Here is a 26,895-nt window from a genome sequence, read left to right on the forward strand (position 1 = left end):
CATGTTTAATCTGAACAGGATGTTCTCGCTTCGCGTTTTTAAAGTAGTGATGGTCATAGCCTTTTTTATGCTGATTATCGCTGCGGTTTGGTTTCTCGGCCCTTTACTGGGCTTTGGCGACACGCGTCCGCTGGCAGGCGTTGAGGCGCGCGTGATTTATGTTGTTCTGGCGCTGCTTTGTCTGATTGGGCTGTGGTTTAACGTACCGTCGTTTCTTCTGCTGGCCGCAACGGCCTGCGTTGTCGTCTGGACGATTGGGCCTTACCTGCTGATCGGTGAAAGCTATCCGCTAAGCGGTATCGCCACCAGGGCCAGCCTGATTGGCGCTATCCTGCTGGTCACGCTGCTGTATGGCGGCTGGAAGCTGCTGCTGGCGCTGAAAAACAATCCTAAGCTGCTTGACGCTTTTTTCGGCAGCAAAGAGGTTAAAAGCGATGGCGACGTCAGCGAGGTTAATGCGGCTATCCGTGATGCAGCGGCATATATAAGACAGCTGCGTAAAAACGGTACCTGGCTTAAGCGGTTTTTTTCATTTGGAAAAATGCACGGCGAGCTTCCCTGGTACATGACTATCGGGACGCAGGGCGCGGGAAAAACCACGGCGATCTTATCGTCGGGCCAGCATTTCCCGCTGCCGGAACAGCTGAGCAGGGTCTGCAAAGAGAGCGCGCCTACCCGTAACTGTGAGTGCTGGTTTGCGAATGACGCGCTGTTTATCGACACGGCCGGAAAATATCTTGATTCGTCGGACGAGCAGCCGGAGTGGGACGGTATTATCAAGGCCATTAAAAAATATCGTCCGATAGAGGCGATTAACGGCGTGATTGTGGCGATCGGCGTGACCGACGTAATGGGTAAAAATAAAACGGAGCTCTACGATCTGGCCGCGAAAGTTCGCGCCAGGCTGGAGGCGATGCGCAGCAGACTGGGGGTACGCTTTCCGGTTTATATGCTGATTACCAAACTGGATCGGCTGATGGGGTTCGCCGAATATTTCCGCAGCCTGACCGAGCAGGAGCGCGAGCAGGTATGGGGCGTGACTTTCCCCTGGGGGGAAGAGGTGAAAACCGGCATTGGCGATCTGCGCGAACGGGTCGGAGCGGAATTTGCGCTGCTGGAAAATCGTCTGGAAAAGGCAATGACGGTGCGCCAACAGGAGGAATACAGCAATACGGACAGAAAGCGCATGTACGTGCTGCCGCAGGATTTCCGCATGCTGCTGGACAGCGTAACGGAAGTGGCGCAGACGATTTTCTTCGCCTCACGCTATGATGAAAATCAGGGCTATACCTCGCTGCGCGGTATCTACTTTGTCAGCAGCCACCAGCCTGAGGATACCGTTATGGTCAATAACGGGACGCTGATGCAGAAGTGGCGCAACTATATTGCTAACCGACAGACGGTGCCGTTGGCTTATCCAGCTTCGCTGACTGGTGAGAGCGAGGCTCTGGTCAGGGATGTTGCCTGGGGCAGGCACTATTTTCTGAAATCCCTGTTTTCCGACATCATCCTGAAAGATGGCGATCTGGTGCGGCGCAATTTACGGGTAGAGTCAAAATATCGCTTCCAGAACTTCTTTGGTCATATGCTTTGCATCGCGGCCTGCTGCTGGTTACTTAGCGGGATCTACCACAGCTATCATCATAACGGCGGCTACCTTGTCGCGGCCGGGGAAAAAGCGACCAGGCTGGAAGCAGAGGTCAAAAGCTATCAACAGGCGGCGGATCCCGGCAAGCTGCCGCTGCTGCTGAATCTGGCGCACTATCTGCCTGAATTTAACGGCCTTGACGTGTTGCATCCCGATCTTCCTTTCCGCTATGGCCTTTATGTCGGCAAGCGTTTAACCCACGATGCCGACGGCCTTTACCACTATTTTCTGCAGCGGCTGCTGTTTCCGCAAATCGAACAACAGGCGCATGAGGCTTTGCAGAGCGCCGTTTATGAACGCGATCCTGCGACACTTTACAACGCGCTTAAACGTTATCTGATGCTGGCAGGACAGGGCCAGTTCGATCGGGCATGGCTGGTCAGCGAGATTGCCCGGCAGTGGGACAATGCCGGAAAGCTCCAGCCTTATGAAGAAAGGAGCCTGTTTATCGCCCATCTTGAGGCGTTATTCAGCCGCCCGGACTGGCGGCAGTATGGCCAGCAACCGGATAAAAACCTGGTGGCGGAAGCGCGCGAAATACTTAATCGCAACACGCCGGTTAATCGACTTTATGCACGCGTGATAGCGCAGATGCAGGCGGAAGCGCCGGAGAATCTGACCTTAAGCAAAATGACCGATGAGGACGCCGGTCAGATTTTTACCCTTACCGATGAGGCGCTGGCGGAAAAAGGGATGCCTGGACTGTTTACCTGGGAAGGCTATCACCACGTATTTAAAAAAAAGCTGGGCGACAGCGTGCGGGCGTTACAGGCTGAAGATAGCTGGGTAATGGGCAATAGCGAGGCGCAAAGCGCCCTGAAAGCGCTGAAGGTGGACAGAGGATCGGGCATTGTCGATCCGACGCGCGAAGCCCTGATGACGCTTTATCTGAAGGAGTATACGCGGCGATGGCAGGCTTTTTTGCAAAGCATCCGGCTGAAAAGCGAGGATGCAGACCAGAACAATACCGGGCTTTCTTTTGATATCTACATGCTGCGCACGCTGGTTTCTACCCACTCGCCGCTGGTAAATCTGGCGAGGCGCGCCGTCAGGGAAACCACGCTTGCCGTGGATCAGCAGGATAACCTGCTAAAAAACCAGCGTGTCAGCAGCTCAGGATTATCCAACAGTCGACTGGTGGATGCCGCCTCAAAGCTTAATCTGGCGCTGGCCGCTCAGGAGAAAAAAGCGCTGCGTCAGGGAGTGGATAACTATTTTGTGCCGCTGCGTGAATTCGTGGGCGGCGGCGAAAAAGGCATGGGCGCGGCTTCCGGCACTAAGCTGCACCAGATTATGGGCGTGCTGAACGATCAGTACACGCTGCTGGTCATCTCCGACAGCGCGATCAAAAACGGCAATCTGCCGTCGGTGTCCGACGCAGGACAGCGGCTGAGCGCGGAGTCCGCCGTCTGGCCCGACCCTTTTAAATATATTATCGCGCCGCTGCTGAACGGCGCTTACCGACGGGTCAATCATCAGATCGTCTACAGCAGCAATAAAACCATCGCCTCAGGGCCGGGCGAAGTGTGCCGCAACACTTTGCAGGGCCGCTATCCTTTTGCGGATAACAGTGAGGAAGTCAGCCTGCGTGACTTTGAGCGCTTTTTCGCCACGGGCGGCGTGCTGGATGACTATTTTCAAAAAAAACTGGCCGACAAAGTTGATACGGCAGCAAGGCCCTGGCGCTATCGCGGCGATATTAATAGCCAGGATTCAGACGCGCTGGATGTTTTTGAGCAGGCCGCTGCGATCCGCAGCGCTTTCTTCCAGAACGGCGGCCGCACGCCGGGTATCGATTTCTCCGTTTCCATTCCCTACCTGGATCCTTCGGTTACCCAGCTTAACCTCAACTTTGACGGCAGCGTAATGGGGTATTCGCACGGCCCGGTTACGCCAAAACTTTTTCACTGGCCGGGTGCGCGTGCGGAATCCGTCGTCAATATGAGCACCAAGCCGCGCATTCTGGGGCAGGAAAACGGCCTGACCTTCACCGGTCCCTGGGCGCTGATGCGCTGGCTGGATACCGTCAACGATATTGCGACTTCGCCTGGCGGCCAGCCAGTGCTGCTGTTTAATCTGCATCAGCGGCCCGTCAAAATCGAGGTCACCGGCCTGACCTGGAACGATGAGCTTATCGTCGATTTACTGAAAAATTTTAACTGTCCCGGCGCATTTTAAGCCGTGGGGCACGGAGCGGCATATGGCCATTCGTACCGGTATTATTGGCAAAGAGGCGCGAACGTTATTGCCAGGCAGAGAGCGGAAAAAAGTCGCCGCCGTACTGGCCGAAAAAGTGGTGCCGGCGATGCAGATGACGCTGCCAGGACAGCTTTTACCGGCGCATTACCCGTGGTGCTTTATTCTGCCGCCGTTGCGGAAAAAAGGCCGCTGTTACGTGGGGGCATTGGTCAACAGCCGCGCGGCGGGGCTTTCGGCCATTTACGCCGCCGTCAGCGTGCAATGGCTGCAAAAGGAACTGGCGTCTGACTTTCATATCGCCTTCTGGCTGGCGAGAATTATGATGGCGCAGCAAAATCAGGATGGCGTGGTTAATCAAGATATCTATTTGAAAAACTGGGTTAATTTATTACGGTCTCGCTACTCCCCGTTTCGCGAACGGCTGCTTAATGAGCGCTATCGCTTCAGTTACCATGCGGATTTGCTGTTGGCGGAGCTGAGCGAGTACGACAGAAGCATCACGGAGGAAAAAGGCGTTGGCAGCATGCCCTGGCCGGACTGGCCGGAAATTATCCAGACGGATCGCAAAGCGTGGCTCTGGCGGCAAAGCCGCTACGGCAAAATTATCGATTCGCAGCACATTATCTGCTGAAAAGGAGAGGGAGAGGCGCTCCCTTAGGGTGCAATATAAACCAAGGATTAGGTGTTGATATGGCAAGAACCATAACGTTAAGCAGCTCAGCAATGCCGCTTTTGCTGGGTGAAACCGCGCTGGTATTAACGAAGCTGGAAGGCAAGGAGTCGTTCTCTTCTTTATATACCTACAAGCTAACTGCCAAAACGCCAGCCAGCGATCTTATTCCCTGGCAGTCAGCGGCGAACGTGGATATTAAAGCGCTGATTGGTAAAGAGATGACCGTGTCGATAGAGCTGGACGGCAACGGGCTGGATGAATTGACGGGCATCGGCGCGGGCAGCCGGGAAATCTCCGGCCTGGTGCAGCGTGCCAGGTTTCTGGGGCGGGATGCGAATCAGGCCATCTTTGAAATTATCCTTCGCCCCTGGCTTTACCTGACGGAACTGACCTCTGACTTCAAGATCTTCCAGCAAAAAACGGTGGTGGAGATTATTGACGAGGTGCTGGAGGAATATAATTTTCCGCTGGAAAAACGGCTAACCGGTTCTTATCCCCAGCTGGATTTTCAGGTGCAATACGGTGAAACGGATTTTAATTTTATCGAGCGCCTGATGGAGGAGTGGGGGATTTATTGGTTTTTTGAGCATGAAGACCAGAAGCATAAGCTGGTGCTGGTGGATCACGTTGGCGCGCACAAGCGTTTTTCCAGCGAGGCCTGGCATGTGCTGCAATATATGCCGAGCGAACCCAAAGCCGGGCAGGAATATATTACCCGTTTTAAATTTCAGGAAACCATTACCTCCGGCCGGTGGTATACCAACGATTACGACTTTACAAAATCCCGAGCGGATATATCGGCTGCCGACAGCAAGCCTCGTCAAACCACCTTTAACGACATGGAGCTTTACCACTGGCCCGGCGATTACGATCGGCCAGATATCGGCGAACAGCTGGCGAAAGTCCGTATGGAAGAGCGGGGCGCGATCGGATCAAGAGCATCCGGCTCCGGCGAACTGCGGGGCGTGGTATGCGGCACCAACTTCGAGCTGCAAAATTACCCGCTGGAGAAAGCGAACCGGGAATATATGGTCATCTCCAGCGAGCTGATCGTTAGCGATGTCAGCCAGGTGACGGGGATGGGGGATTTCAGTTATCAAAGCCATTTCACCGTTCAGCCTACCACCAAGATTTATCGCCATCCTCAGCTGGCGCTGCGCCCAAAAACCAGCGGGCCGCAGACGGCTGTAGTGGTAGGGCCACCGGGCGAAGATATCTGGACCGATACCTGGGGCCGCATAAAAGTGCGCTTTTTATGGGATCGCTACGGGCACAACCGCGAAACGGATTCCTGCTGGATCCGCGTCAGCCAGGCGTGGGCCGGCAACAATTTTGGCGGGATCTATATCCCACGCGTCGGCCATGAAGTGATCGTGGACTTCATTAACGGCGATCCGGATCGTCCGCTGGTGATCGGCAGCCTTTATAACAACGTCACCATGCCGCCGTGGGATCTGCCTGCCAACGCCACGCAAAGCGGATTAGTGAGCCGCACGGTAGGTGGCGGACGCACCAACTTTAACGGCATCCAGTTTGAGGATAAACCAGGGCTGGAGCAGTACTGGGAACAGGCCGAGCGCGATATGTCCCGCCTGACCAAGCGTAATGAAACGCAAACCATCGGGCTGAACTCCGATCTTGCCGTCGGCGCGACGCGCTCTGTCAGCATCGGTGTTAACAGCAACAGAGTGGTTGGCGTTAATGAATCCACCACGGTAAATGGCAGCAGCTCGTTAATGGTCGGCGGCGCGCTGGGCTTTACGGTTGGCGGCGCGCAGTCCGAGTCGATAGGCGGTGCGAAAGGGATTAACGTCGGCGGCGCTTTTATGAATAACGTGGGCGGGTATTACTCGCTTGCCGTCGGTGGCTACATCGGCATGGTTGCAGGTGGCGCTATGTCATTAACGGCAGGCGGCGTGCTTTCACTTTGCGCGGGTAAAATTATCCTGTGCGCTAACCATATCGTGCTTCAGGGAGGACAGGTCGATTTAAATCCTGGCGATTGCTGTAGCTGCTGTAGCTGTGGCGGCGGCGGCGGCGGCGGCGGCTTTGTCGCGGGCGTGCCCAGCCTGAGCGTTTTTGGGTTTGCCGCTCTTCCCTTCCCGCTGCCCCCACTGCCTGTACCAACGCCGACTTCCCCGGCACCGTCGCCGACTATACCCACGCCAGCCCCGACTATACCCACGCCGGTGCCTACCGTTCCCCCGGGCGGCAGGACCACGCCTGTGCCGACCGTGCCCTGAGCCAGTGGTTTAACCGCGCATGGGATAGCAGCCGGCGGCGTTATAGCCAGCCCGTCGTTGTTCCAGGCGTTTTATCAGTAACCGGGCTGGCATCAGCCCAACAGCAAGATGAGGTGAAAAATGGGAAGCTGCGCAGCCAGACTTGGCGATGCAATCGCACATGGCGGAGCAATAGTAAGCGGATCGGGAAATGTACACACTAACGGCTGTTGTGCTGCAGCAGCAGGCATCAGCGCCGCAGTGTGCGCTTTTCATGGCGGCGCGCCCGTCGCGTCAGGATCGGGCAGCGTATTTATCAACAACTGCAATGCAGCACGGCTGGGTGACGTCACCGGCTGCGGCGCAGCCGTTGTCTCCGGTTCCGGCAACGTGACTATCGGCGGTTAACTCGTGCAGCTGCTAATGACCTGGCCCGATAATCAGCCCGCTTTTCCGCTTGGCGAAAGTTATACCGTCGAACGCCCGGTCTGCTTCAATCCGCAAAACGGGCAATTTAGCGAGGCCGGTTCGTCGGATGCCCTGTGGTTTTACCGCTCGCCTGGCGGGCCAGTCATCTTCAATACCTGTAAGGATCTGCTTTGTCTGGTTGATAACGGCAGAGTGGCAGAGGGCGAGCGCCGCGTGCTCCGCCTTAATGCGGCGATCCAGCTGGGTCACTATGGCTTTACCGTAGTGGATGATGAAGACGTGCCGGGAGAGGCGCTGTGCCATATGCTGCTTGACGGCGATCCCCTGCAGAAAAGGCCGCTACCCGAAGTGGACGATATTTTGCCCAGCGGCGGGCACTATATGGGCGATTATCGCTACCTTAACGAGGCCGCGGCGGCGGAGACAGAAGCCGCCGCGGACATTCTTGAAGCGCTGGAGGAAGAATACAAAAAGTTTCTTATCTGGGGCGAGCAGCACCGCCACGTAGCCCAGGAACGCCCTACGCTGACCCGGCTTCCCGACTGCGATGATTACTTTGAGGCCGTCCGGGAGGAGATGAAGGCGAAAACGTTGACGGAATGCCTGATCCAGACGCCTTCGCTGATTGATAAGGTCTGGACGGAGCTGAACGTTGAAGGGACAACCGGCCCGCTGATTTTCGATGATGAAAAAACGGATATTTTAAAACTGCTGGCTCCGGAGAATATCGCTTCAAAAGAGAAGCAGACCATACCGGAACTGGTTTTTCACGATCTTTATAAGCCCGGGCTGGACAGCCCTTATTAACCCAGGATGGACCCATTATGCATGATGCAAAATCTTTAACCGCACTGCTGAAAACCACCTCGTTAAGCGATCTGATTGCGGAGGCGGCCGCGAACGTCAAAGCGCGTCCTGACGATAGCGCGTGCCGCAACGCGCTGTTCGGCCTGTACTGCCTTGATGGACGATGGGAAAAAGCGCTGATGCAGCTGCAAACGCTGGCCCTGCTGGATGACGTCGAGCCAAAGCAGTGCGAGCTGGGCAAGAACCTGATCCTCAGCGAGCTGATGCGGGAAGACGTGCTGGCGGGTAAACGCAGCCCTGGCCTGTTTACCGCCGCCGCACCGGAATGGATGACGCTGCTGCATCAGGCGAACAAAGCCCAGGCGGAAAACGAGCCGGAACGGGCCGAGACGCTTCGTCAGCAGGCCTTTTCTCTGGCCCCGGAAAGCGCCGGCAGCGGGGAGATAACGGGAAGGTTCGCCTGGATAGCGGACAGCGACGGGCGTATCGGGCCAGCCTGCGAATTTATCAGCGCTGGCGGCTATCGTCAGGTGCCTTTTTCCTCGCTGCAGCTGCTGCACGTTCGTCGACCTGAAGATCTGCTCGATCTGATTTGGACGCCCGCCCATATCAAAACAGACGGCGAGTTTCACTATGGCTACGTGCCTGCCCGCTATCCGCTTACCGCTGAAGCGGAACAGAGCGAGAAGCTGGGGCTGCTTAGCGAATGGCAGCAGGTTTCCGCTATGCTGGCGACGGGAGCAGGCAGAAAGGTGCTGATTACCGACAGTGGGGAATTTTCCCTGCTGGAAGTGGCCGAAATCCGCTTTGGCCAGGTGTAGGCAATGGAAAGAAAACAGAGTTTTTCGCCTACGCTGCTGGAAAGGCTGCTGGACGACGAGCCGAAAAAACAGCGTGAAAGCTACGATGCCTGCTATGTGAGCGCTAAAGAGTTGCGCGCCATCGTGCAAAAAGATATCTCCTGCCTGCTTAACAGCACGAACCTTGAAGAACAGCTGGATGAAGCCCGGCACGGCGCGTTAATGGTCTCCGTGTTTAACTATGGCGTAGCGCCGCTGACGGGCAAATATGCCAGCCACCATAGCTGGCACATTATTGAGAAAAACATCCGCAACGCGCTGCTGCGCTTCGAGCCAAGAATTATTCCGGAAACGCTGCTGGTACGGCCGGTGACAGAGAGGGCGCCGGGACAAAACGGTCAGGTGCTGTTTGAGATAGGCGGCTTGATTAACTGGCAGCCGCAGCCTGTCGATCTCAGCCTGAAAGGCGCTTATGATGCGGAAACGGCGAAGGTAGCGTTAAAATCTTTTTAAGGGCGGGCCGCCGCCCCTTTTCATCCTTACCTGCCGATGGTTAAATCCCCTGACGATAAAAATTCAGGAGGCCCTATGCTGCCATCGCAAACCATCAGTCTGACCATCCCCCGTAACTGGGTTGATCTTTACGAGACCATCTGGAAACCCGACTATTTTCCGAAATGGATCGGCGCCCTTAGCGAAACGACGCTGGAGCAGGACGGCACCTGGTGGAAAATCGTCGGGGCGGAAAGCGCGAAAAAAATCCGTTTCACCGATCACAACCCTTATGGCGTAATGGATCGCTACGTGGATACCGGTTTTGGCAAGGAGACAGTGGTGCCGATGCGGGTGGTTGGCAACGAAGAGGGATCGGAAGTGCTGATGACGATCTTCCGGCAGCCCTTTACCTCCGAGGAAAAATTTGCCGAAGAGATCGCGACGGTCCAGCAAGATTTACAGAGGCTGCATACGCTGCTGACCACCTGAGCCGCCGCGCCGATCTGTTTTGCCCGAAGCGGCCCATCTGCCGCCGTTGTTTATGCGCATCGCCACTCATTAAGGACGTCAGCCAGCAATGAAGATCGTTACCTGCACCGAAGACCGCCACAGCGCCGCTATTCTGGCCATTTTCAACGACGCTATTGTTAATTCTACCGCGCTCTATGACTACGAGCCGCGCCAGCCGGAAAGTATGCAGAGCTGGTTCGCCGTTAAAAGGCAGCATGATTTCCCGGTTATCGGCGTTGAGGATGAGGCGGGCAGGCTAATGGGCTTTGCCAGCTACGGCACTTTTCGCGTGCACGCCGCCTGCCAGTTTACCGTTGAGCATTCAATTTATATCCACCCCGATTTTCGCGGGCAGGGACTGGGTAAAACGCTGCTGGACGCGATCGTTGAGCAGGGGCGGGAAAAAGGGATGCATCTGATGATCGGCAGTATTGACGCGGATAACCGCGCCAGCATTGTTCTGCATGAGAAAAAAGGCTTTACGCTGGCCGGAACGCTGAACGAGGTCGCCTGGAAGTTCGACCGCTGGCTGAACCTGGCGTTTTATCAGAAACGGCTGAACGACGGCGCGGCTACGCCAGGCACGTCGCGATAAATTCGCTGGCGCTGCGTGCGCCCTGGGCGGAAATAGTATGGCCAACCGACGCGTCAAATTGGGTGCTGACGACCGCGCCCAGCTCGCGTAGCTGCCTGGCTGCCGCTTCGCTTTCCGCACAGGGAATAACGCTGTCTGCCATGCCGTGGATCAGCATGACCGGCGTTTTCGCCGGCATGTCATAAGGCAGCGGCGACGCCAGCCTGCCTGAAAACGCCACCACGCCCGCTACCGGCCAGCGCCCGGAAACTACGGCGTCCAGCGCCATAATGCTGCCCTGGGAAAAGCCGACCAGCATCACGTTCTCCAGACGATCCTGCATCTGGTGGATTGCCAGAATAGCGCTAAGTTGGCGATCGAAAGCCTCCCGCGCGTGATAAACCCGCTCCGCCCGATTAGCAGACGTGACGCCGCTCAGGCTAAACCACTGATAGCCGGCGCCGTGTTCAAAAGGAAAGGGCGCATTGGGACTGGTGAAAGCCACCCGAGGCAAACCTTCTGCCCAATGCGCGCCCAGTCCGGCCAGATCCTTACCGTTGCTGCCGACGCCGTGCAGTAAAATAATCAATCCTTTCGTCACGGGACTTCTCCTGTTGAGCCGCTCTCCACTGTGGAAACGGTTTCACTCAAGGCTACACGGATCCCATGAGGATGATAATCCCTTGCTCAGCGCGGATATTCCTTCCGAAATGGAAAGAATTACCAGCCGCGATCCCACTCGGCCTCGCCTGCGTAATGCGCTTCAAGGAATTCCGTTAATGCACGCACCTTGTGCGCCAGATGGCGCGCTGGTGGATAGACAGCGTAAAGGCCGAGCGGCGGCATCTCATACTGGCGAAACAGCGGCACGATCGCGCCGCTGCGCAGCTGGTTTCCGGCGATAAACGTCGGCATCCGCGCAATGCCCAGCCCCGCGGCGGCGGCGCTCAGGCAGGCTTCAGCATTGGAAAAGCGCAGCCTGCCTTTTACCGCCACCGACAGAATACGTTCGCTGCCGTCGCGAAACTGCCAGTTCAGCGGCTCGCGAAAATTGGTATCGATGATGCAGTCATGCTGCGCCAGCTGACGCAAATCCTCTGGCGTGCCGTGCGCGCGCAGGTAGCTTTCGCTTGCCGCCACGATAATACGGATATCGCTCAGCCTTCGTGCAATCAGGCTGCTGTCGCTGAGCCTGCCAATACGCAGCGCAAGGTCGAAACCCTCATCCACGATATTGACCATGCGGTCGGCGAAGCTGACGTCCAGCTCAATTTCCGGGTACTCTTTGGCAAAGGCTATCAGCACCGGCGCCAGGCTGCTGGTGCCGAAAGTCAGCGGCGCGGTCAGCTTCAGGCGGCCTGAAGGTTTGCCGGAAGCGTGACGTACCGAGGCGTCCAGCGCGTCGAAGTCGTCCAGAATGCTTTTGATGCGGTCAAAATAGGCCTGGCCTATCTCTGTCGGAAAAAGCGCACGGGTGCTGCGTTTCAGCAGCTGGACGCCCAGCTCGCTCTCCAGGCGGGAAACCAGTTTCGACGCCTGCCCGCTGCTGGTGCCCATGCGTTCCGCGGCAGCGGCGAAGCTTCCCAGCTCCATTACCGCCACCAGCATACGATCACAATCAAGCCGTTCCATCTCCGCCCCTCTGCCTCGGTCGTTATTGTCCTTATGCGCGCGTCGCCTGCCGCTTCCTGTGCGGGCCTGCTACCGACCGTCTGTCGGGCTACCAGAGGGTATAAAAAAATCGGCCAGCAGGCCAGCCAGCGTTGCGGGCGCCTCTTCCGGAATGTAATGACCCACGCCGGCGATAACGCCGCCTTTTACCTCAACCGCCAGCTGTTGCAGCGTCGTCAGCAGGGTATCGCCCACGCTGCCTTCCGCCCCAACGGCCAAAACCGGCATCAATAATTTTTTCTCCGCCCGCTGCCGTGCGGCCGCCAGCGAGGCCGGTGAAAAGCCGGTGCGGTAGTAGCTCAGCGCCGAACGCAGCGCGCCGGGAAGCTGGTTAACGCGGACATACTCTTCCAGATCGGCTGGCGTGATACTCCAGCTCTTCAGGGATTTGGCCGCAAACAGCCAGCTAATCAGCTCGCGTTCGCGGCCCGTAAACAGGATTTCCGGCAAATCGTTCAGTCGATTGAAAGCAAAGTGCCAGCTCTTCACATTGGCTTCGTCAGTGGGAATGCCGGACGGCGGCGGCGGCGAGATGCCCGGCAGCGCGGCGTCGAACAGCGCCAGCCGTTTCACATCTTCCGGCCAGTCGGCCGCCAGCGCATAGCCTATCCAGCTGCCGATATCGTGGCAGACTACATCTATCGGGCCAGACTCGTTCAGCTTCAGCGTGGCGATCAGCTGATGAATATCGTTAGCGGTGGTGGTCATATCATAGCCGTCGGCGGGATGGGCCGAGTCGCCCAGACCACGCGGATCGACCGCAATCACGCGGCGGCCCGCAGCGACCAGCAGCGGCATCACGTAGCGCCAGGCGTACCAGCTTTGCGGCCAGCCGGGCAGCAGCAGCACGGGTTCGCCGCAGCCGCCCGTGACGTAATGAAGACGAATACCGTTGACCTCAACGTACTCCTGGCGGAACTGCTGCCAGAAAGTTGCGGTTTGAAAGGCGGCAATGGCCTGACGGTCGGCCTCAGTGTTGGTAGAGATAAGCATGGTTGCCTCTGCGGTTTGGGTATGATCGTTTCCAAATTGAATGTAATTTGGTCTGTTGGGCGCGCGGCGCCAGGCCGCGCGCAAAAGCGAAATATCAGCCGAGCAGCGTCAGGGCGTTATCGACCAGCTGCGCCATCTCTTCTGTGGTACGGCCGGTTTTTCCCAGCACGCGCATTCCCTGCGTCAGGCACAGCAGCATGGCTGCCGTAGCCGGTACGTTAAGATCGGGAGAAACAGAGCCATCCTGCTGACCCTGGCGCAGAAACACCTCAAAGCGCGCCTCGTTGGCCCCCAGCGATTGCGTGATACGGCGCGCCAGCTCGTCGTTGCGCGTCGCCAGCTCGACGGCGCAGCTCACCACCAGACAGCCGCGCCGCCCGGTTTCGCCCACGCTGCTTTCGCTGTAGTGGCGCAACAGCGCCTCCACTCTGGCCCGCCCGTTGGGCGCGTCCGCAAGGCGACGGTTCAGCGCCTCGCCGCGCAGCTGCTGGTAGCGGGTCAGCGCGGCCAGGAAAATCGCCTGCTTGTCGGCGAAAGCTTTATACAGGCTGCCGGGCGTGACCTGCATCGCACGGGCCAGCTCGCTGATGGAAGTCCCGGCGTAGCCCTGCTCGCTGAACAGCGCTATAGCGCCGTCCAGAGCAAGATCGGCATCGAATTCGCGCGGGCGTCCCGGCTGACGTAAAGAAGAGGTTTTCATCACTTCATAATAGAGAACGATCGTTTCCTAATCAAGCCGCAACCTGCGCCGCGTTCGTCATAACAGAAGAAAATGCACTACTATCAGTTTTTTGGCTGTAAAAGTGAGCTAGCTATGCTGTATCGCCGCTTTGAGAAACTGATCGATATTTTTCAGGACGCCCCCAGCGACACGCCGCCCAACCGCGTCTGGGCTTTTTACGTCTACTATCTGCGCCAGGTGTGGCAGAGCTTTGCCTTACTGCTGGCGATCGGGCTGATCGCTTCGCTGATTGAGGTCGCGCTGTTCCGCTTTTTGAGCACCATTATTGATATGGTGAACACGACGCCCGCCGCCAGCTTCTTTAGCGAACACGCCAGCGAGCTGATCTGGATGGCGGCGGTGGCGCTGGTTTTCAGACCTATCTTTATCGGCCTGCACGATCTGCTGGTGCACCAGACGATCAACCCCGGCATGACCAGCATGATCCGCTGGCAAAACCACAACTACGTGCTGCGCCAGAGCCTGAATTTTTTCCAGAGCGACTTTTCCGGGCGCATCGCCCAGCGCATTATGCAAACCGGCAACGCGCTGCGCGATTCGGCAGTCCAGGCCGTGGATGCGCTCTGGCACGTGCTGATTTACGCCATTACCTCGCTGGTGCTGTTCGCCGAGGCGGACTGGCGGCTGATGATCCCGCTGCTGGTGTGGATTGTGGGCTATGTCGTCAGCATGAGGTATTTCGTGCCGCGCGTGAAATCCCGCTCCGTTGCCTCATCCGACGCGCGTTCGAAGCTGATGGGCACCATTGTGGACGGCTACACCAATATCACCACGCTAAAGCTCTTTGCGCACAGCGATTTGGAAAGAGCCTACGCGCGTGAGGCTATCGGCGATCAAACGGCTAAAACGCGTCAGCAGGGCCGGATGGTCACTAATATGGATGTGGTGGTGACCACGCTCAATGGCCTGCTGATAGTCAGTACCACGGGCCTGGCGCTGTGGCTGTGGACCCAGTCGCTGATTAGCGTGGGTGCTATCGCGCTGGCTACCGGGCTGGTGATCCGTATCGTCAATATGTCCGGCTGGATCATGTGGGTAGTCAACGGCATTTTTGAAAACATCGGTATGGTGCAGGATGGCCTGCAAACTATTGCGCAGCCGGTCAGCGTGGCCGACAAGCCGCAGGCGCCGAGGCTGAAGGTCGATCGGGGTGAAATCCGCTATGAGAACGTCGATTTCAACTATGGCAGCGCGCGCCGGGTGATCGACAAGCTACAGCTGACTATTCGTCCGGGCGAAAAGATTGGCCTGATCGGCCCGTCGGGCGCGGGGAAATCGACGCTGGTGAACCTGCTGCTGCGTCTGTATGACCTGGACGGCGGCCGCATTGTGATTGACGGCCAGGATATCGCGCACGTCAGCCAGGAAAGCCTGCGGGCGCAGATCGGCATGATTACGCAGGATACCTCGCTGCTGCACCGTTCAATTCGCGATAACTTGCTGTACGGCCGACCCGATGCGACAGAAGAACAGTTGCAGCAGGCGATCCATCGTGCGAAGGCCGACGAGTTTATCCCGCTGCTCTCCGATCCGCAGGGCCGCGTCGGACTGGATGCGCAGGTCGGCGAGCGCGGCGTGAAGCTTTCCGGTGGCCAGCGCCAGCGTATCGCTATCGCCAGGGTCTTGCTGAAGGACGCGCCGATCCTGATTATGGATGAGGCGACCTCCGCGCTGGATTCCGAAGTGGAAGCGGCGATCCAGGAGAGTCTGGAGACGCTGATGGGCGGCAAAACGGTGATTGCAATCGCGCACCGTCTTTCCACTATCGCCAAAATGGACAGGCTGGTGGTATTGCAGGAAGGGCGCATCGCCGAGATGGGCAGCCACAGCGAGCTGCTGGCGCTGGATGGGCTGTATGCCCGCCTGTGGCGACATCAGACGGGCGGCTTCGTCGGCGAGGATTAATCAATCAGCGGGCAGCGTCCAGGCTGCCCGTTATTCTCCGTCGCGGCGATAAGGCAGCGATGCGCGGGCTTCCAACGCCCACGCCTGCACGCCGGGCCTTTCCTGATTCAGGTAGTCCGCTACCGCCTCGAATAAGCCTTCATGCCGTAGATAGTGCCAGGATTCGGTGATCACCGGCTCAAAACCCCGCACCAGCTTGTGTTCGCCCTGCGCGCCCGCGTCAAAGCGCTTCAGCCCGTGCGCGATGGCGTAATCCATCCCCTGATAAAAACAGGTTTCAAAATGCAGCCGGTTAAACTCTTCCAGGCAGCCCCAGTAGCGACCGTAAAGCGTTTCGCCGTCCATCAGGCTGAAAGCCATCGCGACGGCCAGGCCGTTTTGCGTTGCCAGCACCACGCGAATGGCCTGCGGCATTTTCTCCGCCAGCATGCTGAAGAAAAGGCGGGTGAGATAGGGTCGCTGGCCGCGCACCGCGTAGGTGTTGGCGTAGCAGGCGTAGACAAAGTCCCAGTGCGCTTCGCTGAGCTGATGACCGGCCAGCCACTCGAACGTAAACCCCTGGCTGGCGACCAGCTCGCGCTCTTTGCGTATCTGCTTGCGCTTGCGCGACATCAGCGTATCCAGAAAGTCCTGGAAATCGCGGTAGCCGGGGTTGCGCCAGTGATACTGGCAGCCAAGACGCGGCAGCCAGCGTGCTTCCGCCGCCACCAGCTCGCGGGTTTGCGCATCGCCAAAGTTGATATGGGCGCTGTGCAACTGGCGCTGATGCAGGAAATCGGGCACGTGATGCAGCAGCTTTGCGGCAAAGGCGCTGTCGCCTAACAGTCTTGCGCCGGTCACGGGGCTGAACGGCACGGCGGCCAGCCACTTAGGGTAGTAGGGCAGACCGGCGCGCTGGCAGGCGTCCGCCCAGGCGTGATCGAAAACGTATTCGCCCATTGAATGGCTTTTGCGGTAGCCCGGCAGCGCGGCGCGGATTACGCCCTGTTCTTCCCACACCAGGTGCTCCGGCTGCCAGCCGGTGCCTTTTCCCAGGCTGCCGCTCTCTTCCAGCGTGCTGAGAAAGGCGTGACGGAGAAAAGGCTGATCGTCCGGCAGTAAGGCATCCCACTGACTGGCGGGAAGATCGGCCAACTGCGTCAGAAGGGTTAGCGACATAGGGGCACTCCGTCTTGATGCGGGCAGGTGCGCTGCCCGATTAACCATGACGCTAAAGTGAAGGTTTTGCGTGCGAAGATCAACGTCTTCCCGCACGGGCCGCTAAAGCCTGCGCACCACGGGAGCAGCGCCGGTCGGATAAGTGTTGTCTTCCGGCGTTTCGCCACCGACGCGTTCAATCGGCCCCATCACAAACAGGAAGCAGCAGGCGGCAACGATACAGTGCGCGCCGACAAACACCAGGCCCAGGCTGTAGCTGCCGGTCAGCGCAACCAGGTAACCGAACATGATCGGCGTGATAATGCCGGCGATATTACCGACGCAGTTAAAAATAGCGCCCGCCAGGCCAACCGCTTCCTTCGGCGCGGTGTCGCTGATCACCGCCCAGGTACCCGCTCCGGCCGCCACGCCCTTGCCGTAAAAAGCAAAGGACATAATGGCGATGACCCAAAAGTTGCTGTTGGCGACGGCGGCGGCCATCAGCGTCGCGGCCATCAGCATCCCGACAATGTAAGGCGTTTTGCGCGCCCAGGAGACCGACCAGCCGATGCGGATCAGGTAATCGGAAATAATGCCGCCGGAAATCCCGCCCGCAAAGCCGAACAGCGCTGGCGCCACGGTGGCGAAACCGGCGTGCAGAATATCCATGCCGCGCGCCTGCACCAGATAGACAGGGAACCAGGTAATAAAGAAATAGCTCAGCGCGATGATGCAGTACTGACCGATATAGGCGCACCACAGCATCCGGTTAGTCAGCAGCCTGCGGAAGGTCTCGCGGGAAACGGGGGTTTTCTCCTTACGCTCCTGTACCGAGTCGATATCGATCAGGCCGCCGCCCGCGACAATATGGTCCAGCTCCTGCGGCGACACGCTGCGGTGCGCGCGCGGCTCCTGCATATACCAAAGCCAGACGAAGAAGGCCCCGATGCCGATAACCCCCAGCACAAAGAAGGGCCACGGCCAGCCGAATTCGGACACCAGCCAGCCGGAAAGGGGCGAAAAGATGCCGACCGCAAAATACTGCGAGGAGGCGAACAGCGAGGAGGCGCGGCCGCGTTCGGCTTTTGGAAACCACATAATGGCGACGCGGGCGTTGGCCGGAAAGCTGGGTGCCTCGATCAGCCCCAGCGCGAAACGCAGCGTGAACATGATCACCAGCGCGCTGGTCAGGCCCGTAGAGAATTCGCCGACAAAGCCCATCGCCAGCGTGGAGATCGACCAGAGCACCAGCGTCACGCCGTACACTCTTTTGGTGCCGAAGCGATCCTGAAACAGGCCGCCGGGGATCTGTCCTATTACATAGGCCCAGCTGAACGCCGACAGGATAAAGCCAAGCTGGATGGGCGAGAGGCCAAACTCATCTTTAATCGCGCCGCCCGCAATCGACAAAATAGAGCGATCCGCATAGGCGATAACGGAAAGAAACAGTATCAGCATTAATATCCACACGCGCACGTGCGATCCGTTTTTAGCAGTCATAGTGCTTACCCTTATTTATTGTCGCTCTGAATACAGGCGCAGAGATGACGAAGCTTGCCGCAGCGGCAGGAGAGAAAGGAAAACGGCCCGCGGGCGTTTTAATCAACTATAGGAGGCGCTTTTCAGGCGGGTCATTGTGCTGTTGTCGGGATTAACGGGAAATTTTTGCGATACATTCAGAAAGATGCACAAGGTGGCTTGAAGCGCTTCACATTCCGCACGTTATCCGCCGCGCTTGCCGCACGGCTTTCCTGGAACGTGCACTGGGTCTGGTTTTCTTTGCGCGCTCTCTTCTATAGGACGCGGTATCTCAGGGATCGATCATGGTCGGCCCGGCGATGCGCAGCACGTTGTAGAACCAGGTTTTTGCCGTGATATCGCCGATTTCGGTGTGCGCATAGAGGAAAACTTCCTGATTCGGCACGTGGAATGGCAGCTCCAGCATCCGGCCGTTGCCGCGACGTGCGTAGATCCTGGCGGCGCTGGAAGGCAGCGTTACCAGCAAATCGCTGGAGGCAATCAGCTCGCCCAGCGCGGCGAAGTGCGGCACTTCCAGCGCGATTTCGCGTTCCAGCTCAAACTCTTTCAGCCGATCTTCCACAATGTGGTGACCGCTGGTGGCAGCGACCACGACATGGCGTTCCTGCATATACTCATCCAGCGACAGGCTCTCTTTAATTCGCGGATGGTCAACGTTGAGCAGACAGACATAGCGTTCATAGGCCATCAGCTCGCGCTGCGCGGAGGAAACCGACTCATTGCGGCTGCACAGCGCCGCGTCGATACGGCCCGTCAGCAGCCATTCATCCAGCTTGTGCACGTCGACCGGGATCACCTCCAGCTGGATATGCGGCGCCACGCTGCGGAAAAGCGTAATTAGCTTGGGCAGCAGCAGCAGCTCGCCCAGGTCCGTCAGCGCCAGGCGGAACTTATAGCGCGAGGTTTCCGGCGAAAAGATGCGGGTTTCCGCCACGGCTTTTTCTATGCCGGTCAGCGACTTTTTAAACACCTTATAGAGCTGCATCGCGGTCGGCGTCGGCTCCATGCCTTTCCGGCTGCGCTTGAACAGCTCGTCGTTGGTTTCGCTGCGCAGACGGGCGAGCGCGTAGCTGGCGGAAGGCTGCGTAATAAACAGGCGATCGGCGGCGCCGCTGACGCTGCGGGTTTCATAGATAGCGGTAAAAACGCGTACCAGGTTGAGATCCAGCATGGCTACCTCTATAGAGAGTATCTATTAACGAACATTAAAATTATCTATTTGAACTATTTTACACTTCTTTATATCCTTCCGCCAAATTTTGATAAGTTATTCCTTTTGTTGCATATCAAAATTTAACTAATAAAAACATATAGATATAATATTACATCGTGGAATGGCGGCGTCATATGCAGGATGCCGCTGCAGGAGAAAGTCAGTGAAAGGTGAAATCGTAGACGTGATTATCGACTGGATTGAAGCGCATCTGGACGATGGACTGAATATTGAGGCCGTAGCCGCGCGCTCCGGTTATTCTAAATGGCACTTACAACGCGCTTTTAAAGAGAAAAAAGGCATGACGCTGGGCAGTTTTATTCGCTATCGTCGCCTGGACGAGGCGGCAAAAAGCCTGGTGACCTCCCATAAAACCATCATGACCATCTCTATGGATTTGGGATTCTCGTCCCAGCAGTGTTTTCAGCGCGTCTTTAAAAAACACTTTAACGTGACGCCGAGAGATTATCGTAATCAGCATCGCGAGCTGCACTAACTTCGCGCATCTCTGAATAAATACCCTATGAAAAAATATGCTTTTCTTATCGCGTTGGCGATAAGCGGGACCGGTTTTGCTGCCGTTCCCGCTCGGCCAGCGGGCGTTCAGACGACCACGGCGTGCGAGCCGGGTTTTTGCTTACCGCTTGTCCGGGCCGGCGATGAACTGGCGCTGGGCATCGGCAGTATTGACCGGCAGGCGCGCCGGGTACTTGAACCCGCCTCGGCAGGCATGCTGACCGAGCCAACGGAGTAAATCCGTAAAATTCCCCCGGTGCAGGCCTGTGCCGTGAAAAATTTAACATTCCATCAGGTATACTACCGCTCGTGTTAACCTGCTTATGGAATGCTATGGAACGTCTTACTGAAAATCTTATTTACGCCTCACGCTGGCTGCTGGCACCTATTTATCTCGGGCTGTCGCTGGGCCTGCTGGCGCTGGCGATCAAGTTCTTCCAGGAAGTTTTTCATCTGCTGCCCAACGTGCTGGCTATGGCGGAAAACGATCTGGTGCTGGTGCTGCTATCGATGATTGACCTGACGCTGGTTGGCGGCCTGCTGGTGATGGTGATGCTCTCCGGCTATGAAAACTTCGTTTCCAGGCTGGATATCTCCGAGCACAAAGAAAAGCTGAGCTGGCTGGGGAAAATGGATTCCGGCTCGCTGAAGAATAAAGTGGCGGCCTCTATTGTGGCGATCTCTTCTATTCATCTGCTGCGCGTGTTTATGGATGCGCGCAATATTCCTGATAACAAGCTGATGTGGTACGTCATTATTCATCTGACGTTTGTGCTGTCCGCCTTTGTGATGGGCTATCTGGACGCGATGTCCCGTAAAGATAAAAATGCCCTGCACTGATTGCGCTTTGCCCGGAGCGGCTCCGGGCAATCCTGCCGTTATTTAGCGCCCGCCGCGAATTTCACTTGCCTCCCGACCGGCAAATCGCATAAAAAAGCGGTTCTTCTTGCCGATAAAGAATTATTCGTCCGCTTCGCCTCCTTCTGCCTGCCCGTTTCTGGCCTCCGCTTTGCATGTCTTAGCGAAGAGCGCTGCGTCGGCACGGAGCGCGGCGCGTTTATGTTACCAAGGAAAACCATGTCAGATGATTAGTCGACGCCGGTTAATAATGGGCACCGGTGCAGCCATGTTGGCGATGACCGCCGGAAAACTATTTGCCAGAGAAGACATTATTCCCCTGTGGCCTGACGAGCCGCCGGGCGGGGGCGGGCCGGGCGGCAATCTGCATGTGTCCGCCAGCAGCGCCTGGTCGAATATCGTCAGTCCCGCTATTCAGCGCTTTCAGCCGCAGGAGCCTAACGGCTCGGCGGTACTGATCGCGGCGGGCGGCGGCTATCGCTGGATCGGCATGGGCGGCGAAGCCTGGCCGGTGGCGCGCTGGCTGAATGCCCGTGGCTATACGGCCTACGTGCTGAGCTATCGGCTGCCGCACGAAAAATGGCACGCGGGACGGCTCGCGCCCTTTCAGGATGCACAGCGCGCAATCAGGCTGGTGCGCTCGATGGAGCGGAAAGTACATCTGCTGGGCTTTTCCGCTGGCGGCCACCTGATGGGCATGTCGGCGGCGCGGCCTGGTTTCGTGACCTATGCGCCGCAGGATACGCTGGATCAGATTGCGCCGGTCGCGGACAGCGTTGCCCTGATTTATCCGGTGATCACGCTGGAAGCGCCTTACACCCATACGCGTACTCACAGCGAAATCGTCGGAAAAAACGCTTCGCCAGCGGATGAGGCGGGCTGGTCGGTGGAAAATTACGTTACGCGTAGCTTCCCACCTACCTTTCTGGCCCAGGCGGACGACGATCGCACCTCAAATCCGCACAACACGCAGATCATGCACGACGCCTGTCGGCGCATGGGCGTGCCGGTCGAACAGATCAAAATTACGCGAGGCGGACATGGTTTTGGTCTGGGAAGGGCGGGGACGCCTGCGGCTATCTGGGATGAGGCTTACGCTATCTGGCTGGCGGGACGTCGGTAAATGCTTTGGCGCCTTCCGTGGCGCCGTCTGGCAGGCTATTTTCTGAGCCGTACCAGATCGACCGCATGGTCGGTGCTTTTGGTCATGATCAGGCTGGCTCTTTCGCGAGTCGGCAGGATATTCTCTTTCAGATTCATCAGATTAATCTCCTCCCACAGCTGCGTGGCGATGCCTACGGCCTCGTCTTCAGGCAGCTTTGCGTAGTGATGGAAGTAGGAATCCGGATCGGTAAACGCGCCCTGACGGAACTTCAGGAAGCGATTAATGTACCAGTGGCGCAGCAGATCTTCCGGCGCGTCCACATAGATAGAGAAGTCGACGAAATCGGAAACAAAAACGTGATGCGGATCGTGCGGGTAATCCATACCGCTTTGCAGCACGTTCAGCCCTTCCAAAATCAATATATCCGGCTGCTGCACGACCTTGTCGCCGTCAGGAATAACATCGTAGATCAAATGCGAATAGACCGGTGCGGTGACCTGAGCGGCACCAGACTTGAGCGCGGAGACGAAATTCACCAGGCGATGCATATCGTAAGATTGCGGAAAGCCCTTTTTCTTCATCAGGCCGCGCTCTTTTAACACCTGGTTGGGGTGCAAAAACCCGTCCGTGGTAATCAGCTCGACGCGACGATGCTCCGGCCAGCGGCTCAGCAGCGCCTGCAACACGCGCGCCGTGGTGCTTTTCCCTACGGCCACGCTGCCGGCGATACTGATGATATAGGGGATCTTCTGGCCATTGGTGCCCAGAAACTGCTCCAGCACCGCCTGACGGCGTAAATCGGAATTGATATAGAAGTTAAGCAGACGCGATAACGGCAGATAGATCTCCGCGACCTCATTAAGAGAAAGATCTTCGTTTATCCCCTCGAGCCGGGCAATTTCTTCTTTGCTCAGGGTCATCGGCACGGAATCACGCAGCGCGGCCCATTGCGAACGGTTAAATTGCAGATAGGGTGTGGTCAACAAGGATTCTTTTTTACTCATATACATGCTTCTGCCAGCAAGAACTTGCCTGTTGTGGCGTGCGCAGAGAAGACGCTGTCCGCTGCTGCCGCTCGCGTAACTAAGGTAAATTTCAGAAAACAATGGGCAGGAGGTTAACACCAGACGGGGCGGAATCAGAAGGAAAAATAAAAACGACCAACGCAAACGTAACGGCGGCCGCATTTATTGAAAAATAAACGCGCGCTTTATGAAAACGACAGCGAAAACAGCAGCCGATTCGCTTTGCACAGGCGGCAGGGGAATGCTGCTGGACAAACAGAGAAAGAAATCGCCGCTTTTGCGCTGGCTAAAAAATAGCAATATCGTCGCTTCTTTGTACGGTTCCGTTGACGGGCAGCAAGATTTTGCGAAGAATTGCACAAATAACAGCCATAAGAACTTTTATCGCAATTTTTTTGTTGCATCCCGCCGCCACACTTCCTAGAATGCGCACCACTTGATGCCGGCTTAGCTCAGTTGGTAGAGCAACTGACTTGTAATCAGTAGGTCACCAGTTCGATTCCGGTAGCCGGCACCATCAAGTACCCCAGGTGGGGTTCCCGAGCGGCCAAAGGGAGCAGACTGTAAATCTGCCGTCATCGACTTCGAAGGTTCGAATCCTTCCCCCACCACCATTAATACTGCTTGCAGTGTTAATGAGAGGCAGAAACTTCCAGATTCCCAATGGGGAAGGATGAGAAGCTTCGACCTCGAAGGTTTGACCCGGCAGGGCAAGGAACAGTGTGACTTAATCCTTCCCCCACCACCATTAATATCGTTCGCGATGTTAATGAGAGGCAGAGTTTTTCAGCTTCCCCACGGGGAAGGACGAGAAGCTTCCACCTCGAAGGTTTGAACCGAAGGGCACGGAACGCAGTGACGTGAATCCTTCCTGTAAAGAAGCACCTATTCAGTCCTGACGTTTAACGGCTGAAGCCAGATGAAAGCAACAGCGTTCATCAACAGATTTTAGACTGAGCTCAAGCACAGTCGGAGTCATCAAGCAAATGCGGGTTGACTCGAAGAGCAGAAAAGCGTTTCTGTTGTTCACAAGCTACAGACAGAACAGGTAGCCGAGTTCCAGGATGCGGGCATCGTATAATGGCTATTACCTCAGCCTTCCAAGCTGATGATGCGGGTTCGATTCCCGCTGCCCGCTCCAAGCCGTGCTGATATGGCTCAGTTGGTAGAGCGCACCCTTGGTAAGGGTGAGGTCCCCAGTTCGACTCTGGGTATCAGCACCACTTCTAAATCTCCCTCCCTGATTCTTCTCTGTGCGTTAAAATTCAACAGTTCAGGCAATGCCTGGTTGATGTGGTGATATCACCGATTTATCCGTGTCTTAGAGGGACAAGCGATGTCTAAAGAAAAATTTGAACGTTCCAAACCGCACGTCAACGTTGGTACTATCGGCCACGTTGACCACGGTAAAACTACCCTGACTGCTGCTATCACCACCGTTCTGGCTAAAACCTACGGCGGTTCTGCTCGTGCATTCGACCAGATCGATAACGCGCCAGAAGAAAAAGCTCGTGGTATCACCATCAACACTTCTCACGTTGAATATGACACCCCGTCTCGCCACTACGCGCACGTTGACTGCCCAGGCCACGCCGACTATGTGAAAAACATGATCACCGGTGCTGCGCAGATGGACGGCGCTATCCTGGTTGTTGCTGCGACTGACGGCCCAATGCCGCAGACCCGTGAGCACATCCTGCTGGGCCGTCAGGTTGGCGTTCCTTACATCATCGTGTTCCTGAACAAGTGTGACATGGTTGATGACGAAGAGCTGCTGGAGCTGGTTGAGATGGAAGTACGTGACCTGCTGTCACAGTACGACTTCCCTGGCGACGACACCCCAATCGTTCACGGTTCCGCGCTGAAAGCGCTGGAAGGCGACGCCGAGTGGGAAGCGAAAATCATCGAGCTGGCCGGTCACCTGGATAACTACATCCCGGAACCAGAGCGCGCAATCGACAAGCCGTTCCTGCTGCCAATCGAAGACGTATTCTCCATCTCCGGTCGTGGTACCGTTGTTACCGGTCGTGTAGAGCGCGGTATCGTTAAAGTCGGCGAAGAAGTTGAAATCGTTGGTATCAAAGATACCGTGAAATCAACCTGTACCGGCGTTGAGATGTTCCGTAAGCTGCTGGACGAAGGCCGTGCGGGCGAGAACTGTGGTATCCTGCTGCGCGGTATCAAGCGCGAAGATATCCAGCGTGGCCAGGTTCTGGCTAAGCCAGGCACCATCAAGCCACACACTCAGTTCGAGTCTGAGGTTTACATCCTGTCCAAAGACGAAGGCGGCCGTCATACTCCGTTCTTCAAAGGCTACCGTCCACAGTTCTACTTCCGTACAACTGACGTGACCGGTACCATCGAACTGCCGGAAGGCGTTGAGATGGTTATGCCAGGCGACAACATCAAAATGGTTGTTACCCTGATCCACCCAATCGCAATGGACGACGGTCTGCGTTTCGCAATCCGCGAAGGTGGTCGTACCGTTGGCGCGGGTGTTGTTGCTAAAGTTATCGCTTAATCGCTGATAATATTTGACGCAACGCACAAGAAGAGGGCATCATTTGATGCCCTTTTTGCACGCTGTAACATAGAACCTGGCTCATCAGTGATTTTCAACCATAATCATTGCTGAGGCAGGCTCTGTAGCACGGCGTTATATGCCGAGTTTCGCCTGAGCGCATTATTCGGTTCGGTTGCCGCGTATTACGGGGCAAAATAGTTTCTGATCTATTGTGGCAGGTTGGTTTATGAGTGCTAATACCGAAGCTCAAGGGAGCGGGCGTGGACTGGAAACGGTAAAGTGGTTAGTGGTGGCGCTGCTGCTGCTCGTGGCCGTGGTTGGCAACTACTACTATCGTGAAGTCACCCTCCCGCTGCGCGCGCTGGCCGTTGTAATCCTGATCGCAGCAGCAGGTGGCATTGCGCTGCTGACGACGAAGGGCAAAGCAACCCTGGCTTTTGCCCGCGAAGCGCGCACAGAAGTTCGCAAGGTTATTTGGCCGACTCGTCAGGAAACGTTGCATACCACGTTAATCGTTGCCGCGGTTACTGCCGTGATGTCACTGATTTTGTGGGGACTGGATGGTATTCTGGTCCGTCTGGTATCGTTTATCACTGGCCTGAGGTTCTGAGATGTCTGAAGCTCCAAAAAAGCGCTGGTACGTCGTTCAGGCGTTTTCCGGCTTTGAAGGCCGTGTAGCCCAGTCGCTGCGCGAGCATATCAAATTACATAACATGGAAGAGCTTTTTGGCGACGTCATGGTGCCAACCGAAGAAGTGGTTGAAATCCGTGGCGGTCAGCGTCGCAAAAGCGAACGCAAGTTCTTCCCGGGCTATGTTCTGGTACAAATGGTCATGAACGATGCAAGCTGGCACTTAGTGCGCAGCGTGCCGCGCGTCATGGGTTTCATTGGTGGTACATCCGATCGTCCGGCACCTATTAGCGATAAAGAAGTCGACGCGATCATGAACCGCCTGCAGTCTGCTGGCGATAAGCCACGTCCGAAAACCCTGTTTGAACCAGGTGAAATGGTCCGCGTTAACGACGGTCCGTTTGCCGACTTCAACGGTGTGGTGGAAGAAGTGGATTATGAAAAAAGCCGCCTGAAAGTTTCCGTTTCCATCTTTGGCCGCGCTACGCCGGTTGAGCTGGACTTTGGACAGGTTGAGAAAGGCTGATCGGCCTGCATAAAATGTAAGCCGATAACCAGAATAACGGTTGCGGAAGGCGCGAAATTGCCCTACAATTTCGCGCCTTTTGTTTTTATGCGCTGCTACAGCGCGTGAATATTAATTACGGGGAGCTCTTTGCCGAGCGATTGAACCCAATAG

The 26,895-nt window shown here is 56.7% G+C and carries 25 protein-coding genes, 4 tRNA genes, 1 other RNA gene and 1 pseudogene; 23 read left to right on the forward strand and 8 right to left on the reverse strand.

All coding sequences use genetic code 11. From position 1 onward, the window contains the following. Position 1: 1 nt before the first annotated feature. The 9 genes and pseudogenes from tssM to QZH36_RS15950 all read left to right on the forward strand — a co-directional run bounded on the left by tssM (position 2) and on the right by QZH36_RS15950 (position 10,378). On the forward strand, positions 2–3,826 hold the full coding sequence (gene tssM / locus QZH36_RS15910) for a type VI secretion system membrane subunit TssM (RefSeq protein ID WP_301730630.1): 3,825 nt from the start codon (positions 2–4) through the stop codon (positions 3,824–3,826). 22 nt (positions 3,827–3,848) lie between these two features. Next, the gene (locus QZH36_RS15915) at positions 3,849–4,478 is read left to right on the forward strand and encodes a hypothetical protein (protein ID WP_301730631.1); all 630 of its coding nucleotides are present in this window, start codon (positions 3,849–3,851) and stop codon (positions 4,476–4,478) included. A gap of 92 nt (positions 4,479–4,570) precedes the next feature. Next, a pseudogene (locus tag QZH36_RS15920) lies at positions 4,571–6,757 on the forward strand (type VI secretion system Vgr family protein); the annotation flags it as partial. A gap of 126 nt (positions 6,758–6,883) precedes the next feature. Next, positions 6,884–7,150, forward strand: coding sequence for a PAAR domain-containing protein (locus QZH36_RS15925; RefSeq protein ID WP_253456345.1), 267 nt, complete (start codon positions 6,884–6,886; stop codon positions 7,148–7,150). A gap of 15 nt (positions 7,151–7,165) precedes the next feature. After that, entirely contained in the window at positions 7,166–7,978 is an 813-nt protein-coding gene (locus QZH36_RS15930; protein ID WP_301730632.1) for a TagK domain-containing protein, read from the forward strand. A 17-nt stretch (positions 7,979–7,995) separates the two neighbouring features. After that, entirely contained in the window at positions 7,996–8,799 is an 804-nt protein-coding gene (locus QZH36_RS15935) for a type VI secretion system accessory protein TagJ (RefSeq protein WP_253456339.1), read from the forward strand. 3 nt (positions 8,800–8,802) lie between these two features. After that, a complete protein-coding gene (gene tssE, locus QZH36_RS15940; protein ID WP_301730633.1) occupies positions 8,803–9,291 on the forward strand; it encodes a type VI secretion system baseplate subunit TssE in 489 nt (162 codons plus the stop codon). A gap of 75 nt (positions 9,292–9,366) precedes the next feature. After that, the gene (locus QZH36_RS15945; RefSeq protein ID WP_253456333.1) at positions 9,367–9,762 is read left to right on the forward strand and encodes a polyketide cyclase; all 396 of its coding nucleotides are present in this window, start codon (positions 9,367–9,369) and stop codon (positions 9,760–9,762) included. A gap of 88 nt (positions 9,763–9,850) precedes the next feature. Then, complete coding sequence (locus tag QZH36_RS15950) at positions 9,851–10,378, forward strand: GNAT family N-acetyltransferase (RefSeq protein WP_253456330.1); 528 nt, start codon at positions 9,851–9,853, stop codon at positions 10,376–10,378. Here the strand turns inward: QZH36_RS15950 and QZH36_RS15955 are convergent. The 4 genes from QZH36_RS15955 to QZH36_RS15970 all read right to left on the reverse strand — a co-directional run bounded on the left by QZH36_RS15955 (position 10,356) and on the right by QZH36_RS15970 (position 13,721). Next, complete coding sequence (locus tag QZH36_RS15955) at positions 10,356–10,958, reverse strand: alpha/beta hydrolase (RefSeq protein ID WP_301730634.1); 603 nt, start codon at positions 10,956–10,958, stop codon at positions 10,356–10,358. The genes QZH36_RS15950 and QZH36_RS15955 overlap by 23 nt on opposite strands. A gap of 119 nt (positions 10,959–11,077) precedes the next feature. Beyond that, positions 11,078–11,989, reverse strand: a complete 912-nt coding sequence (locus QZH36_RS15960) for a LysR family transcriptional regulator (protein ID WP_301252810.1) — start codon at positions 11,987–11,989, stop codon at positions 11,078–11,080. Positions 11,990–12,058: 69 nt separating this feature from the next. Then, the gene (locus QZH36_RS15965; RefSeq protein ID WP_301730635.1) at positions 12,059–13,021 is read right to left on the reverse strand and encodes an alpha/beta fold hydrolase; all 963 of its coding nucleotides are present in this window, start codon (positions 13,019–13,021) and stop codon (positions 12,059–12,061) included. 94 nt (positions 13,022–13,115) lie between these two features. After that, a complete protein-coding gene (locus QZH36_RS15970; RefSeq protein WP_253456318.1) occupies positions 13,116–13,721 on the reverse strand; it encodes a TetR/AcrR family transcriptional regulator in 606 nt (201 codons plus the stop codon). 114 nt (positions 13,722–13,835) lie between these two features. Between QZH36_RS15970 and QZH36_RS15975 the strand changes: the two genes are divergently transcribed. Then, positions 13,836–15,668 (forward strand): ABC transporter ATP-binding protein, encoded by a 1,833-nt coding sequence (locus QZH36_RS15975; RefSeq protein WP_253456315.1) that lies wholly within the window; start codon positions 13,836–13,838, stop codon positions 15,666–15,668. A gap of 30 nt (positions 15,669–15,698) precedes the next feature. On the opposite strand, the gene QZH36_RS15980 is transcribed toward QZH36_RS15975, so the two are convergent. The 3 genes from QZH36_RS15980 to QZH36_RS15990 form a co-directional block, all read right to left on the reverse strand. After that, a complete protein-coding gene (locus tag QZH36_RS15980) occupies positions 15,699–16,826 on the reverse strand; it encodes a GNAT family N-acetyltransferase (RefSeq protein ID WP_301730636.1) in 1,128 nt (375 codons plus the stop codon). Between the two features lie 102 nt (positions 16,827–16,928). Then, entirely contained in the window at positions 16,929–18,305 is a 1,377-nt protein-coding gene (locus tag QZH36_RS15985) for an MFS transporter (RefSeq protein WP_301730637.1), read from the reverse strand. A 310-nt stretch (positions 18,306–18,615) separates the two neighbouring features. After that, a complete protein-coding gene (locus tag QZH36_RS15990; protein ID WP_125289359.1) occupies positions 18,616–19,515 on the reverse strand; it encodes a LysR family transcriptional regulator in 900 nt (299 codons plus the stop codon). Positions 19,516–19,678: 163 nt separating this feature from the next. Here QZH36_RS15990 and QZH36_RS15995 point away from each other — a divergent pair, with 163 nt between their 5' ends. The 4 genes from QZH36_RS15995 (at position 19,679) to QZH36_RS16010 (ending at position 22,054) form a co-directional block, all read left to right on the forward strand. Then, complete coding sequence (locus QZH36_RS15995) at positions 19,679–20,053, forward strand: helix-turn-helix domain-containing protein (RefSeq protein WP_301730638.1); 375 nt, start codon at positions 19,679–19,681, stop codon at positions 20,051–20,053. A 27-nt stretch (positions 20,054–20,080) separates the two neighbouring features. Then, positions 20,081–20,311 (forward strand): hypothetical protein, encoded by a 231-nt coding sequence (locus QZH36_RS16000; protein WP_253456306.1) that lies wholly within the window; start codon positions 20,081–20,083, stop codon positions 20,309–20,311. 95 nt (positions 20,312–20,406) lie between these two features. Further along, on the forward strand, positions 20,407–20,913 hold the full coding sequence (locus tag QZH36_RS16005) for a TIGR00645 family protein (RefSeq protein ID WP_125289362.1): 507 nt from the start codon (positions 20,407–20,409) through the stop codon (positions 20,911–20,913). A 244-nt stretch (positions 20,914–21,157) separates the two neighbouring features. Then, positions 21,158–22,054 (forward strand): alpha/beta hydrolase, encoded by an 897-nt coding sequence (locus QZH36_RS16010; RefSeq protein WP_301730639.1) that lies wholly within the window; start codon positions 21,158–21,160, stop codon positions 22,052–22,054. A gap of 35 nt (positions 22,055–22,089) precedes the next feature. Here the strand turns inward: QZH36_RS16010 and coaA are convergent, their stop codons facing one another. Then, positions 22,090–23,040, reverse strand: a complete 951-nt coding sequence (gene coaA / locus QZH36_RS16015; protein ID WP_301730640.1) for a type I pantothenate kinase — start codon at positions 23,038–23,040, stop codon at positions 22,090–22,092. 208 nt (positions 23,041–23,248) lie between these two features. On the opposite strand from coaA, the gene QZH36_RS16020 reads away from it, so the two are divergent. From QZH36_RS16020 to nusG, 9 genes are all read left to right on the forward strand, one after another. Further along, on the forward strand, positions 23,249–23,485 hold the full coding sequence (locus QZH36_RS16020; RefSeq protein WP_301730641.1) for a hypothetical protein: 237 nt from the start codon (positions 23,249–23,251) through the stop codon (positions 23,483–23,485). Between the two features lie 17 nt (positions 23,486–23,502). Continuing rightward, positions 23,503–23,578 (forward strand) — tRNA-Thr (locus tag QZH36_RS16025). Between the two features lie 12 nt (positions 23,579–23,590). Beyond that, positions 23,591–23,675 (forward strand) — tRNA-Tyr (locus QZH36_RS16030). A gap of 38 nt (positions 23,676–23,713) precedes the next feature. Beyond that, positions 23,714–23,809, forward strand: a non-coding RNA gene (locus tag QZH36_RS16035) — RtT sRNA. Between the two features lie 318 nt (positions 23,810–24,127). Then, positions 24,128–24,202, forward strand: a tRNA-Gly gene (locus tag QZH36_RS16040). A 6-nt stretch (positions 24,203–24,208) separates the two neighbouring features. Next, positions 24,209–24,284, forward strand: a tRNA-Thr gene (locus tag QZH36_RS16045). A gap of 113 nt (positions 24,285–24,397) precedes the next feature. Beyond that, on the forward strand, positions 24,398–25,582 hold the full coding sequence (gene tuf, locus QZH36_RS16050; protein WP_253456294.1) for an elongation factor Tu: 1,185 nt from the start codon (positions 24,398–24,400) through the stop codon (positions 25,580–25,582). Between the two features lie 229 nt (positions 25,583–25,811). Continuing rightward, a complete protein-coding gene (gene secE / locus QZH36_RS16055) occupies positions 25,812–26,195 on the forward strand; it encodes a preprotein translocase subunit SecE (RefSeq protein ID WP_253456291.1) in 384 nt (127 codons plus the stop codon). 1 nt (position 26,196) lies between these two features. Next, complete coding sequence (gene nusG / locus QZH36_RS16060; protein WP_024966040.1) at positions 26,197–26,742, forward strand: transcription termination/antitermination protein NusG; 546 nt, start codon at positions 26,197–26,199, stop codon at positions 26,740–26,742. Positions 26,743–26,895 lie beyond the last annotated feature (153 nt).

The organism is Erwinia wuhanensis (assembly GCF_030484085.1).
Classification (GTDB): Bacteria; Pseudomonadota; Gammaproteobacteria; order Enterobacterales; family Enterobacteriaceae; genus Erwinia; species Erwinia aeris.